At 72.5% G+C, this 13000-nt stretch carries 7 protein-coding genes and 1 pseudogene; 4 read left to right on the top strand and 4 right to left on the bottom strand.

All coding sequences use genetic code 11. The annotated features are described in order from the left end of the window. Nucleotides 1-41: 41 nt before the first annotated feature. Nucleotides 42-1472 carry an NsdA family TPR-like regulatory protein gene (locus H300_RS0118400; protein ID WP_028428600.1) on the bottom strand — a complete coding sequence of 477 codons (1431 nt, stop codon included), beginning with the start codon at nt 1470-1472 and terminating at the stop codon, nt 42-44. Between the two features lie 676 nt (nt 1473-2148). Between H300_RS0118400 and H300_RS0118395 the strand changes: the two genes are divergently transcribed. Next, a complete protein-coding gene (locus H300_RS0118395; protein ID WP_028428599.1) occupies nt 2149-4257 on the top strand; it encodes an asparagine synthase-related protein in 2109 nt (702 codons plus the stop codon). Nucleotides 4258-4509: 252 nt separating this feature from the next. On the opposite strand, the gene H300_RS27695 is transcribed toward H300_RS0118395, so the two are convergent. Both H300_RS27695 and H300_RS0118385 read right to left on the bottom strand, forming a co-directional pair. After that, the gene (locus tag H300_RS27695; protein WP_078516122.1) at nt 4510-6711 is read right to left on the bottom strand and encodes a sigma-70 family RNA polymerase sigma factor; all 2202 of its coding nucleotides are present in this window, start codon (nt 6709-6711) and stop codon (nt 4510-4512) included. A 159-nt stretch (nt 6712-6870) separates the two neighbouring features. Beyond that, complete coding sequence (locus tag H300_RS0118385; protein WP_037980947.1) at nt 6871-7758, bottom strand: TetR/AcrR family transcriptional regulator; 888 nt, start codon at nt 7756-7758, stop codon at nt 6871-6873. Between the two features lie 330 nt (nt 7759-8088). Between H300_RS0118385 and H300_RS0118380 the strand changes: the two genes are divergently transcribed. Together H300_RS0118380 and H300_RS0118375 are read left to right on the top strand one after the other, a co-directional pair. Then, on the top strand, nt 8089-9486 hold the full coding sequence (locus tag H300_RS0118380; protein WP_078516120.1) for an NAD(P)/FAD-dependent oxidoreductase: 1398 nt from the start codon (nt 8089-8091) through the stop codon (nt 9484-9486). A gap of 222 nt (nt 9487-9708) precedes the next feature. Then, complete coding sequence (locus tag H300_RS0118375; protein WP_028428596.1) at nt 9709-11514, top strand: SpoIIE family protein phosphatase; 1806 nt, start codon at nt 9709-9711, stop codon at nt 11512-11514. 160 nt (nt 11515-11674) lie between these two features. On the opposite strand, the pseudogene H300_RS32560 reads toward H300_RS0118375, so the two are convergent. After that, a pseudogene (locus H300_RS32560) lies at nt 11675-11840 on the bottom strand (MFS transporter); the annotation flags it as partial. Nucleotides 11841-12006: 166 nt separating this feature from the next. Between H300_RS32560 and H300_RS0118365 the strand changes: the two are divergent. Next, nucleotides 12007-12534, top strand: a complete 528-nt coding sequence (locus H300_RS0118365; protein ID WP_028428594.1) for a MarR family transcriptional regulator — start codon at nt 12007-12009, stop codon at nt 12532-12534. The last annotated feature ends 466 nt before the right edge of the window (nt 12535-13000 follow it).

Here is a 13000-nt window from a genome sequence, read left to right as displayed (position 1 = left end):
GCGCCGTCGGTCCGCAGCGGTGTGCCGGGGCGTGCGGTGGTTCAGGCGGGGGTGACCAGCAGTGGACGTGCCTTTTCGCGCAACTCCGCGACCTGCGGCTCGTCCCCGTACGGCTCCAGCCGGTGGAGCAGGTCCCGCACGTACTCGGTGGTGCGCACCGAGGAGATCCGGCCGGCCACCTCGACGGCCAGTACTCCGGCGGCGCAGGCCGCGTCCAGGTTGCCGGACTCCAGCTCCGCCACGGCCGAGACCACCAGACGCAGACCGTGCGAGCGCACGAACTCCTCCGTCGGCCGGGACAGCGCCTGCTGGGTGAACCGCCGTACCTGCCGCGGCGCCTTGAGGTCCCGGTAGCACTCTGCGGCGTCCGCGGCGAGCCGCTCGTACGAGTAGAAGTCGAGCCAGCTCGGGTCCGGATCGCCCTTCCTGGATCGTTCCAGCCAGCCCTCCGCCGCGGCCAGCGCCGTACCGCAGGCCGCCGGGTCGTTCGCCTTGGCGTGGGCGCGGGCTTCCACGAGGTGGAAGAAGCTCATGACCCGGGCGGTGGCCACGCTCCGGTTGCGTTCCAGTGCCGCCTGCGCGAGGTCGACCCCCTCGTCGGAGAAGCCGCGGTAGGTCGCCTGCAGTGACATCGATGCCAGGACGTATCCGCCGAGCGGTACGTCCGCGGCGGCCCTGGCCAGCCGCAGCGCCTGGATGTAATAGCGCTGCGCCGCCTCCTGCTGCCCGGTGTCGAACGCCATCCACCCGGCCAGCCTGGTCAGTTCGGCCGTCGCCCCGAACAGCGCACGGCCGACCTCGTCGGAGTACGCGCCCAGCAGCAGCGGCGCCGCGTCGACCCGCAGGCACTCCGGCACCATCGACGAACGCCAGTCCCCGCCCCCGTACTTGGAGTCCCAGCGGCGTGCCTCGGCCGCGGCCTCGCGCAGCTTGGACACGTCGCTGTGGCCCACCCGCATCGGTTGCGCGGCCTCACCGGCCGCGGCAGCCGCGCCGGCGTCCCGCGCCACCGAGCTGTCGGCCGGGGATATCAGCCAGCGGGACGCCGGAGTTGCATATGCGCTCACGGCGAAGGATCCGGCCAGCGACTGCCAGATGCTTCCGTTCCCGCGGCGACCGGCGAGATCCAGCCGGTAGAGGTCCGTTGCCGCCTTCACCGCCGAACCGACGTCACGCGGAAAGATCAGGCCGATCTCGGGCGCCGGGTCGGCGTCCGCGAGCCCGATCTCGTACAGCGGCACCGGCCGGCCCAGCTTGCTGCCGATGGCCGCGGCGATGAGATGCGGTGCCGCACCCTGCGGGACCATGCCCTTGGAGACCCACCGGGCCACCGAGGTCTTGTCGTAGCGCAGTGTCAATCCACGCTGGGCCCCCAGGTCGTTGACCCTCCTGGCAAGGCCGGCGTTGCTGATCCCGGCTAGTGCGAGAACAGTTCCGAGCTTCTCGTTCGCTCCGCGTGGCTCCCTGGACATGCGCACCCCTGACACACACCGACGGCTGCCCGGCAGCACGGTGGAACATGCTCGGGGCATTCGTGAACCCAGCGTAGTTCGCCGCATCCCTACCGTTAAGGGGAGGCTTGCCGGATGGCGGGATTCGTCTCTGCCCGTGTGCGCGCCCCCGGAGCGGACCGACGCGCCGTCCGGGGCGCGTAGCCGACGTTCGGCGGCTGGAAACTGTGCCCCCGTCGTGTGGTCGTGCGCCCGTCCGTGCGCTCTGTGCGAGGAGGCGTCCGCGCGGTTGCATACCGAGTGCGTGGGTCGGCCCGCTGTGGTGGAACCAGTGGGCTGGGGGAATACCGCCGTTGCATTCCCCGCGGACGGCGGCCCGGTCCGGGAGGCGGCAGCGCCTCCCGGACCGTCGTGCACCCTGCGTCACCCCGCACGCCGTCCGGCTCCGACCGGTTCCGAACCGGCGTGTGGCTGACCGACTCACTGCCCCCGACAGCGTGGCAAAGCAACCAGGTTGGCCGAATCTCGCTGTTTGGTTCCGAGCCCCTTCACCCACCCTGCTGCCGAACACGCGCATTCGTGCGCCCCCTTCGCGCCGCCCTCACCACCGTCTCGTGGCAGCATTGGCCCGAAGAGCACCGGAACGGCACGCGGCACAGCAGGTGCGGGCGAGGAGCGACGGGCGGAGGCGGCATCGATGCGGTGGCTGGTGGGCTGGAGCAGCACCGCCGCGGGAAACGCTCAGGTCTCCGGACGGAACCTGCACCCCGTCGGCGCCCAGCAACTCTGGGGCGACCCCGACCCCCTGTGGGCGGTGGGCGACTGGCGCGCGGACGAGGTCCGTGTCATCGAGGCCGAACCGGGCACCAGACTCGCGGTCTTCGGCTGCTGCGGGGCACGGGACGAGCAACTGCGCGTCGGGCTCTTCGCCGCCCGCGGCGGCGCCATCCGTCACCTCACCGCATGGCCCGGCTCCTACACCGCCGTCGCCCGGATCGGCCGCCGGGTGGTCGTCACCACCGACCTCGCCGGCGCCCGTCCCGTCTTCCACACCCCCTGGGCCGGCGGCACCGCCTACGCCACCGCGGCGCTGCCGCTCGCCGACCTGATCGAGGCGCAGCTCGACGTTCCCCACCTCGCCGCACTCCTCGCCGCTCCGGACGCCCCGGAGGCCACCGGCGACGGAACCCCCTACGCGGGCGTCCGAAGGGTGCCGCCCGGACACGCGCTCATCCTGCGCGAGGGCGGGGCCCGGGAGATCGCCAGCTACGAGCCCGCCGTCCCCACCGTGGTCGCCGCACCCCCGGTCGAGGCGGACAAAGCTGCCGCCGGTGTGCGGGACGCCCTCGTCGAAGCGGTCCGGGTCCGGCTTTCCGCCCCCCGGCACGTTCCCGACGAGAACGGCGACGGACCGGCCACCGACACCCTTGACCCCGGCCCGATTCCCGGCGTGGGTCCCGCCGCCCGGCGCGGCAGGCCCTCCCCCGGCATCGGCGCCGACCTGTCCGGCGGCTCCGCCTCCTCCACCCTCGCCCTCCTCGCAGCCGGTCTGCCCGGCGTCCCCGGGACCGTCTTCGGAGCCTCCGGGACGAGCGCCGGACAGCGACTGCTCGCCGTCACCTTCAACGACCTGACCGGCAACGGCGACGCGGCGCGGCAGGCCGAACTCGAACGCGCGCACGCGGTCGCCGCCGACCCGCGGCTGCACCATGTCGTCGTCGCGGCCGGAGAGGAGGCGCTGCCCTACGCGGACCTGGAGAACATCACTCTCACCGACGAACCGGGGCCCTCCCTCGTCCTCGCCGAGCGGCACCGTCGCCGCCTGTCGGCAGGCAGCGCCGACCACCTCATCGGTTTCGGTGCCCGCCAGGTGCTGGACGCCCACCCGGCCCGGCTCGCCGACCTGCTGATGGACCGCCGCCGGCGCCAGATCGTCAGACCCACCGCCGCCCTCGCCCTGGCCGACGGCGCCCGGGGCCGCGCGATGCTCGTCCCCTGGACGGTCTACCGTGCGGCCCGCCGCCTCGCCCGGACCTCCTATCGCGAGGGCGTCAGCCTCGCCGCCCGCCGGATGCGGGACGCCGCGGTCGCCGCCGGCCCCGAGGACGCGTCCGAGCGCGCCCTGCCCGCCTCGCTGGCCGCCCTCACCTGGTGCCGACCGGGCCCCGCCGCCCGCTGGCTGACCGGCGAGACCCTCGCTGAAGTATCGGTTCGGCTGGAGGCCGCGGCCATGCGCGGCGACAACGGCCTCAGCACCCGTCCGGGCGTCCGCCGGGCCCGGAACGCTCTGGCCCGGCAGGCCGCCGACTACCGGGTGCTGGAACAGGCCGCGGGTATCCCCCACCAGCGCCTGCACGCACCCTTCCTGGACAACCAGGTGGTCCGGGCCGCGCTCGAACTCCCCGAAGCGCTGCGCGTCCAGCCGGGGGCCCGGGCCGCGGTGCTGAGGACCGTCCTGGACGGGGCCGGGATCCACGAGCTGCCACCGGGCTGGGGCGCCACCTCCCATGCGGCCCAACTCGCCGCCGTCCGCGCCGGGCTGCGCAACGCACTCGACGAACTCCTCGCTCTCTTCGACGCCCCGCTGCTCGCGGACGCGGGGCTCATCGAGGCCCGCGTCGTCCGCAAGGCCCTCCGGGCGGCCGCCGAGGGCGAGCCGCTGCCGCTGGACGGCATCGCGGAACTGGTCTCGATGGAGCTCTGGCTGCGCCGGCTGATGGTGCGTCGGGGCACCTGCTGGACGGGCTCCTCCGCACCCCGTCAGCGGGCGGTCGCCGCGGGGGTTCCGCCTCGCCAGGCCCTCTGATCGGCTGCGGTGCCTCTCTGCCGCGCCGAGGACCCCTGAGGACTCCCGGTGCGTTCCGGTGCCGTTCCGGGGGCCGACCGCAGGCGTGCGTGGTGTCCGGAGGCGCATGGGAGGAGGCGCGTGGTGCTGAGGAGGTGTCCGGGATGGATGGGGTGTGCGTGGGAGGGACGGGGTGTGTCCGGGACGGATGAGGTGGAGGCCGGGTCCGCGTGATGCGTCACCGGTGGTCGCTGCGCATCGCGCGGGGGTCGGTCAGCGGCAGCGGATGACTGACTCGGCCCAGTCGCCCAGAGCCACGTCGCCGAACGGCGTGCTCGGCTCGACCACCAGACGCATCGTCCGCACCCCGGCCAGCGGAACGCTCACGGGCAGCGCCCGTTCTCCGCCGCGGGCGACGGGCGAACGCCACAGCTCCCGGCCGTCCCCGAGCACCGAGAAGCGCACCGCGCCCAGCCCCGCCGTCAGGTCGTCGACCCCGGCGACCGCCTCGTACGACTCGCACGCGCGGTTGAGGTCGATCACCAGGGAGGAGGACGCCTGCACCGTCACACCGTGGCCGTAGCGGGTGCCGCCGATGCGCAGACCGGAGCGCTGCCACATCCAGGAGCTCTCGCCGATCCGCACCGCCGGTTCGTCGTCCGCTCCGAGCAGGTCGTAGGCGAGTCGGCTGACCTGGTACACCTCCGGGACCGGAGGTGCTGGAGCGGGCGGGGAGGACGGGGGACTCGGAGGGGGCGAGGACGGTTCGGAAGGAGCGGGCGTCGGGCTCGGCGGCGGTTCCCGCCGTTCCGGTGGGCTGGAGGGCGGGGGCGTGGGGGTCGGCTCCGGCTCGGCGGGCGGTTCCTCGACCGGCGGGGCCGATTGCGAGGGAGGAGCGGGCGCCGGGGCGGCCGGCGGCTCGGGCTCCTCCGGTGGGGAGGGCGAGGGCTCGACCGCGGTGGACGGCTGGGCCTGCGGGGGCGGGGGCTCACTGTGGTCCGTACTGCCCGTGAGCGCGAGGATCAGGGCCACCGCGGCGGCCGCAGCGGTCACCGCACTCGCCGCGATGCCGGCCTTCGCGGGGGCGCCGAAGCCCTCCGAGGCGGCTCCGCCCGCTCCGGCCTTGCCGCCGGCCGCCGCGGCCGCCGAGCCCCCCGCCGACGCGGCACCGACACCGCCCACGATGCCGGCCGTCTTGACGGAGTACGTCGCGGCGAACCAGCCGATCACCGCCACCGGCAGCAGCACCCGCAGCCGCTCGTTGACGTCGCTGACCTCCAGGGCGGCGCTGCGGCAGTTCGCGCATTCCTCCAGATGTTTGCGCAGCCCCCGCTCGGCCCGTATGCGCAGCCCGCCGCGGGCGAAGGCACCCAACCGGTCCGCGTAGCGCGCGCAGTCGCCGCCGGTGGTCAGCGACAGGCTCACGTGGGCCTGCAGGTAGGCCTGCTTCAGCCCCTCACGGGCCCGGTGCGCCAGCACGGAGGTGGCGTTGGCGGTGAGCCCCAGCAGCGGAGCCACGTCCTGCGGCGATGAGTCCTCCACTGTGGTGTGCCACAGGACCGCCTGCCAGCGTTCCGGCAGTGTGCGGAATGCCTGCACCACCATCGACTGCTCGGCCTCGTACATGGCGCGGACGTCCGCGCCGAGCTCCAGGGTGTCCTCGTCACTGGCCTGCGAGCCGGCCGCGGAGGTGGCGAACAGCGCGAAGTCCTCGACCAGGTGTTCGCGCTTCGCCGTCTTTCCCCAGGCCGCCGCCGCGTGCCGCACCGCGGTCAGCAGGTAGGCACGTACCGCGGTGTCCGGACCCCGGCCGCCGCGCACCGCTTGGAGGGTGCGGGCGAAGACCTCGTTGGTGAGGTCGTCCGCGGTGTCCGCGTCGCGGCAGCAGCCGCGGGCGTACCGGCGGACACCCTCCGCGTGCCGACGGTAGAGCTCGTCGTACGCCTCGGTGTCCCCGCTACGGATACGGGACACCAGTTCGGTGTCGCTGCCCGGTCCGTCGCTCGCCCCGGCAGCGGAGTCGCCCGCCCCCGGGCCGTCGGCGGGCGAAGCCTCCCGCGCTGCGTCTGCCGCTCTGGCTCTCGCGGACTCACCTGCCGGCCCGGCCGCCGCGGGCTCCGCCGTCGCGGGCTCCGCGGCTGGCAGGGCGGTGTTCCCGGGGCCGCTGCCTTCCGGGTCCGGACCCGGACCCCGGGGATCCACTGTCCCGGAACCCGAATCCGGGGCCGGTGAGGCTCCGGGCTCGAAGTCCTTCTGCCCCGAGCGGCCGGTGGTGCCGGTCGAACCGCCCCTCCCGGCACGCTGCTGCGGCACCGACTGCGTTACCTCGGAGGACGGTGGCTCGGCCTGCTCCCGTGCGGCAGCGGAGGTATCGCGGTTGCGGCCCCCCTGACCGGGGACCTTGGGGGACACCGCTCCGTCCCGGTTCTGCCCAGCGCCATCTCCGCGCGACACGTTCGGCCCCTCATCACTCATAGCGGAAGCCCCTGTATGCACTGTCACAACCAGCCACCGCCAAAGAGTGACACAGAGTGGACGACCCGATCCCACCGCTGCCCGGCAATCACTCCTTCGGGGGGTTTCGCACTGGGGAGCCCTGCTGTTCACTCGTTGGGGTGAGCGGTCAACGGCGCGCTACTGAGTGCTCGGTGTCCCGGCGCCGGGCCGGGCCCGCAGCCCGTCCAGCAGGAGGTCCAGCAACCGGGACGAAGCCTCCGCCTGCTGGACGGCGTCCGGCAGGCAGGGAGCCGCGGTGGCTATCACCAGCAGCACGTCGGAGACCGTCACGTCCGGTCGCAAGGAGCCCGACTCCCGTGCTCGCTCCACCAGCTGCCCGACCATGTCGAGCAGCTCCGCCGCACCGGCGTCCGCAGCGCCGCCCTCGGCTTCTCGCGCCGAGGCGCTCCGCTCCTCGGGCCCCGCCCCCGACTGCGAGGCAGGGGGCGGCACCGGTCCGTCCCCGTGGGAAACCGGGTCCATCGCGCCGGGCCCGGCCCACGGAACTTCCTCTGCGGTTCCTTTGGCCTCCCCGGGCTGGCGCTGCTGCGGCACCCGAGGGTCGGCGGTCTCGGCCGCCCCTGCTCCCTCGGTCCCTGCCTCGGCCCGCAGCACTCGCGGTGGCAACAGACGGCCCGCGCCCGAGGACACCGACGTCCGCAGGAACCGGCAGAGCGCCGACCACGGCTGGTCCTCATGGGTGAGAGCAGCTCGGGCCTGCTCGGTCAGCCGGGCCGTCTCCTCCAGCGCTATCCGACGCACCAGGGCGTTCTTGCTCGGGAAGCGGCGATAGACCGTTCCGACGCCGACCTTGGCCCGCCGGGCGACGTCCTCCATGGGCGCGCCGTAGCCCAGCTCCCCGAACACCTCGCGAGCGGCGCGCAGGACGTGTTCCAGGTTGCGCTGGGCGTCGACCCGAAGCGGCGCCCCTCGTCCGTTGCCGACCGCGCTGTCCAGCGCGACGGAACCGACGCCGTTCGACGTGTCCTGAAGGTCGTGGACGCCATTGATGCTGTGAGTGCGCATACGTGTTCCCCCGGTCATGACCGTCTCCCCCCGGAGACTCCCCGTCGTGGGTCGGACCCGCTGGGGCAACCCCCTGCGACCGACTGACTACGAACATAGTTCAGCCTCGGGCACGAGAGAAGGGGCGGGCTTCACCGTGACTGCCCCCGATCGGAGTACATCCGGTTTCTGTCCCGATTCGAACCCTCCCGTTCACCCGTTCGGCCGCCATGACCTGGGCTTTCTCCGTGCCAGTCGGAATCGGGCCATATCCGGAGCGCTTCACTCCTCCAGTCACACGATCCTGCGGACCTGTGGACAAACGTCCACTGCGGGGTGCGTCATGGAGGGGTGACGGACGGACAGGGGTCGAAGGTGGAGAACGAACCGACGCGCGTGCTGGTGATCGGAGGGGGCTATGTGGGCATGTATACCGCCCTGCGGCTCCAGAAGAAGCTCAAGCAGGAGCTGAGAGCCGCCGAGGGAGGCCGGGGCGGCGTCGAGATCACCGTCGTGTCGCCCGAGCCCTACATGACCTACCAGCCCTTCCTGCCCGAGGCTGCCGCCGGCTCGATCTCGCCCCGGCACGTCGTGGTGCCGCTTCGCCGAGTGCTCCCGCAGTGCCGCGTCCTCGTCGGCGAGGCCAAGGAGATCGACCATGCCCGACGCGTGGCCACCGTCGAGACACCGGCCACCGAGCAGGAGGGCGGCGAACCCCTCCAGCTCGCCTACGACGAGCTGGTCCTCGCCCCCGGCTCCGTGTCGCGCACCCTCCCCGTGCCGGGGCTCGCCGACTTCGGCATCGGCTTCAAGACGGTCGAGGAGGCCATCGGGCTGCGCAACCACGTCCTCGAACAGCTCGACATCGCCTCCTCCACCCGCGACCCCGACATCCGGGACGCGGCCCTCACCTTCGTTTTCGTGGGCGGCGGATACGCGGGGGTCGAGGCACTCGCCGAGCTGGAGGACATGGCCCGGTACGCCTGCCGGTACTACCACAACATCCGCCCCGAGGAGCAGAAGTGGATCCTTGTCGAGGCCACCGACCGGATCCTCCCCGAAGTGGGTGAGGAGATGGGCCGCTACGCGGTGCGGGAACTGCGCGGTCGCAACATCGACGTGCGGCTGGGGACCCGGCTCGAGTCGTGCGAGGGCCGGGTGGCGCAACTCGGGGACGGCTCGCGCCATCCGTGCCGGACCCTGGTGTGGACCGCCGGTGTGAAACCCCACCCGGTGCTCGCGGCCAGCGACCTGCCGCGCAACGAACGCGGCCGCCTGCGCTGCGAGCCGACGCTCCGGATCGCCGGCACCGAGCGCGCCTGGGCGGGCGGGGACGCGGCGGCGGTGCCCGATCTCAGCGCCGGGGAACCGGACCGGGAGTGCGCCCCCAACGCCCAGCACGCCGTACGCCAGGCCAGGCGCCTGAGCGACAACCTCGTCACCTCCCTGCGCGGCGGCGAGCTGACGCCCTACCGGCACGCCTACGCCGGCTCGGTGGCGTCGCTCGGACTGCACAAAGGTGTGGCCAGGGTGTACGGACGCAAGCTGAAGGGCTACCCTGCCTGGCTCATGCACCGCCTGTACCACCTCAGCCGGGTGCCGACCTTCAACCGCAAGGCCCGGGTGCTCGCCGAATGGACCCTCGCCGGGTTCTTCAAGCGGGAGATCGTCTCCCTGGGCTCCCTGGAACACCCCCGAGCAGAGTTCGAGATCGCCGTCGGCGACGTCCCGCGCCCGGAGCAGCGCTGAGGATGTCAGTGCCGTCAGCCACACTGGACATGTGACGATGGGTGCGTCCTCCCCACCCGTGCGTCACCGGAGCGGGGAGGCCGCCCCCGTGCTCCACCGGCAGCGTCCCGCCGAGCAGACCCCTCGCCACACCCGAAACCCCCTACGAGAGCGTATGGAACAGCACGAGCACAACCCCCCGCTCTGCCCGCCGACTCCCAGCAGAATCGGATCCGAACCGCAGTGAACTTCACGCGCTGGAGCGCACGCCTGCCCGGTACGCAACGCCGTACCGCCGCCGCGCGAGCGGAGCAGACCGCCGAAGCCGTAGCGACCACCGGCCGGGAGGTCCCACCCGCACGCGCCGAGCAACGCGGCACCGACCGGGAACGCGAGGTGGCGGAGCCCGGCATCGAAGGCCTCTCCGTCCACGGACTGCTGGACCAGGTGCCCGCGCTCGTCGCCGTGGTCCAGGGAGCCGAGCACCGCATCGCCTACGTCAACGACGCCTACGCCCGGACCTTCGGGCCTCGCACCGGCGGAACCCCGGCCAGGGACGCGCTCCCGGAACTCGTCGAGCTGGGGCTCATGCCTTTGATGGACCAGGTCCTGCGCAGCGGCACCCCCCGCACCGTCAAGGCACGCCGCGTCCCGGGCAACCACAAGCACAGCTACTACACTTTCACCTGCACTCCCATCGACCTCTCCGTCCAGGGACCCAGCGGGGAAGCCGCGGGGCGGGACGGCGCTTCCGCGGCGCACGCCGCCGTCCCCGCCGAGAGCCGGGGCGAACCCGGCGGCCGGACGCCCTTCGGCCGGACGCGCGCGAAAGCGGGCACCCACCCCGGCGGCCGGGGCGTGCTCGTGTTCGCCGCCGAGGTGACCGACCAGGTCGAGTCCGCGGAGCGGCTGCGGGTCAGCGAGGCCCGCCAGCGCGAGGCCGCCGTCACCCTGCAACGCAGTCTGCTTCCGCAGGAGCTGGAGCAGCCCGATGACCTCCGGGTGGCCGCAACCTACCAACCCGGCGGTACCGAGGCCGCCGTGGGCGGCGACTGGTACGACGTGATCACCCTGGGCGCCGGCCGTACCGCGCTGGTGATCGGCGACGTGATGGGCCGCGGGCTCCGTGCTGCGGCCGTCATGGGCCAGCTGCGCACGGCGGTTCGGGCCTACGCTCGGCTCGATCTGCCCCCGCACGAAGTGCTGCAACTCCTCGACGGCCTCGCTGCGGAGATCGACGCCAGTCAGATCGCCACCTGCGTCTACGCGGTGCACGACCCGAACGAGGGCAGGCTGATCTACTCCTCCGCCGGGCACCTCCCGATCCTGGTCCGGGACGCGGAGGGCACGGTCCACCGCGCCGACGAGCCCACCGGGCCGCCGCTCGGCACCGGCGGTTGGACGCACACCTCCGGGACGATCCCGTTCGGGGAGGGCGCCACCGCCGTCCTCTACACCGACGGCCTCGTCGAGCGTCGCGACGCCGACATCGACGAGGGCGTGGCAACCCTGGAGAACGCGTTCGCGGGGGCCGTCGGCCCGCCGGACATCATCTGCGACCGGCTGCAGCGAGCGCTGGGCATCACCGCCGCCCACGACGACGACGTCGCGGTCCTCGTCACGCAGTATCCCGCGCGGACCGGCCACGACGCCGAGCTTTTCCACAACGCCGCTCTGGACCTGCTCGGCGGCGTCGAAGCAGCCCCCCGCGCCCGGGCCTTCGCCTCCGGCGTCCTCACCTCCTGGCGCTTCCCTCGCGAACTCCACGACCTCGGTGTACTGGCGGCGAGTGAACTCGTCGCCAACTCGCTCCAGCACGGTATTCCGCCCATGCGGCTCCGACTGCGACGCACCGACCGTCGTCTGATCATCGAGGTGACGGACGGCGACGAGCACCTGCCTCGGCGCCGCCGTGCCGAGCCGGTGGACGAGTCGGGGCGCGGCATCTCGATCGTGGCCACCATCGCCTCTTGCTGGGGTTCCCGGCGAACCCCGGGGGGAGGGAAAGCGGTGTGGTGCGAGTTCGCGCTCCCCAAGAAGCCGGCCTGAGGGGCCGGGGCGGCCTGCAGGACCATGGCACGGTCGGAGACGAGAGCGCGCCATCCGGCGGTCGGCTGCCGGGAGTCCGCCGGTATCGGCTCGACCACCCCGGGCGACCGCGGCAGCCGCACGGTGGTCAGGACGGCGCCCAGCACCAGGAACATCGCCGACTCGACGGCGAAGACGGCGAGCACGACGCCCGCCGTGCCCGGGCCGAGTTCCCGCACTCGGAAGACGTAGAAGAAGAGGTACGGCACGGTGAAGCCGCTGCCGAACGCACTCAGCGCGTTGCCGAGCTGGATCCGGCGCAACGTCGTGCCCGTCGCGGTGGTCACGCTCACCTTCCTAGGATCGAGGTAGTCGGACCGAGGTGGAGGGGACGGTCCGAGCCCTCCCCGCTCGGAGCCGGCGGAGCTACTCCTGAGACATGAGGACTTCGAATCTAAAGAGTATGCAGTGAAAGTCTTCGATGTCGGCGAGTAGGCGTGGCATACTCCGTGCATGTCTAACCGGCAGCCGTCCCTGGACGAGCAGATCGCCATCTACCAGCGCGAGTACCGGGACCTGGACCCGCAGGTGGAGCGGGTGGTCAACGCACTGAGCCGGCTCGACCGGCGCATGGGCGTCGCCTACGGGCGACAACTGGCGACGCTGGGCCTGAGCAGCTCCGAGTGGGAGGTGCTCAAGGAGCTCGTCATGGCCGGCAAGCCCTACCAGCTCTGGCCGGGGACGATCGCCAAGCGCCTCGGCCTGACGCCGGCCGCCATGACCCACCGCGTCGACCGCATGGTGACCGACGGACTCGTCACCCGGGAGCGCGACGAGGAGAACCGGGTACGCGTCGTCATCGGCCTCACCGACGAGGGTCGGGAGAAGTGGTTGCAGGCGATGCGCCAGGCCTCCTCCTTCGAGGAGTACCTCCTCCAGGACCTGTCCGGGGACGACCGCGCGCTGCTGGGGGACCTGCTCACCAGGTTGCTCGACCGCGTCGCGGCCCACCTCGACCCCGTGTCCGGGGATCGGAGTTGACACAGGAGCTACGGCTCCGTAGTGTTCTTCGGGTTGTCGCGTGGCCGTGAGGCTGCGTCGGCGGCCACTTCTGCCACTTGCGGTGGCGTCCATTTCTGAAGCTTGTCTCCCGTTCGGGGTCTTTTCGGCGTGCCCGGAAGATATGCGAATGGCTCGATTTTGAGTCGGCGGGAATCGGCGGTAAAGTGGTGGACACGCCGGAAGGCGCGCCACACGGTCACAGGTTCGAAATCGCCGGTGAATGTGTGGTGTGACGAGGGCGGCCTCTGCTCCGACAGAGGGTTGGATGTGGAAAATTCGGCCGGGAACGGTCGGGGGAAACACTCTGATAGAGTCGGGGACACACCGAAGGGAAGCGCCCGGAGGAGCCTGGGAGGGTTTCGAAGGAAGCGTCCGTTCTTTGAGAACTCAACAGCGTGCCAAAAGTCAACGCCAGATATGTTGATACCCCGTCCGGGGGTGGGTG

Source organism: Streptomyces sp. TAA040 (assembly GCF_000424845.1).
This window is presented reverse-complemented; position numbering and strand designations above follow the sequence as displayed.

Coding starts and splice junctions, on each gene's coding strand:
- H300_RS0118385 (WP_037980947.1), bottom strand. CDS start 7,758: ATGCGCACTCACAGCATCAATGGCGTCCACGACCTTCAGGACACGTCG.
- H300_RS27695 (WP_078516122.1), bottom strand. CDS start 6,711: ATGAGTGATGAGGGGCCGAACGTGTCGCGCGGAGATGGCGCTGGGCAG.
- H300_RS0118395 (WP_028428599.1), top strand. CDS start 2,149: ATGCGGTGGCTGGTGGGCTGGAGCAGCACCGCCGCGGGAAACGCTCAG.
- H300_RS0118400 (WP_028428600.1), bottom strand. CDS start 1,472: ATGTCCAGGGAGCCACGCGGAGCGAACGAGAAGCTCGGAACTGTTCTC.
- H300_RS0118365 (WP_028428594.1), top strand. CDS start 12,007: ATGTCTAACCGGCAGCCGTCCCTGGACGAGCAGATCGCCATCTACCAG.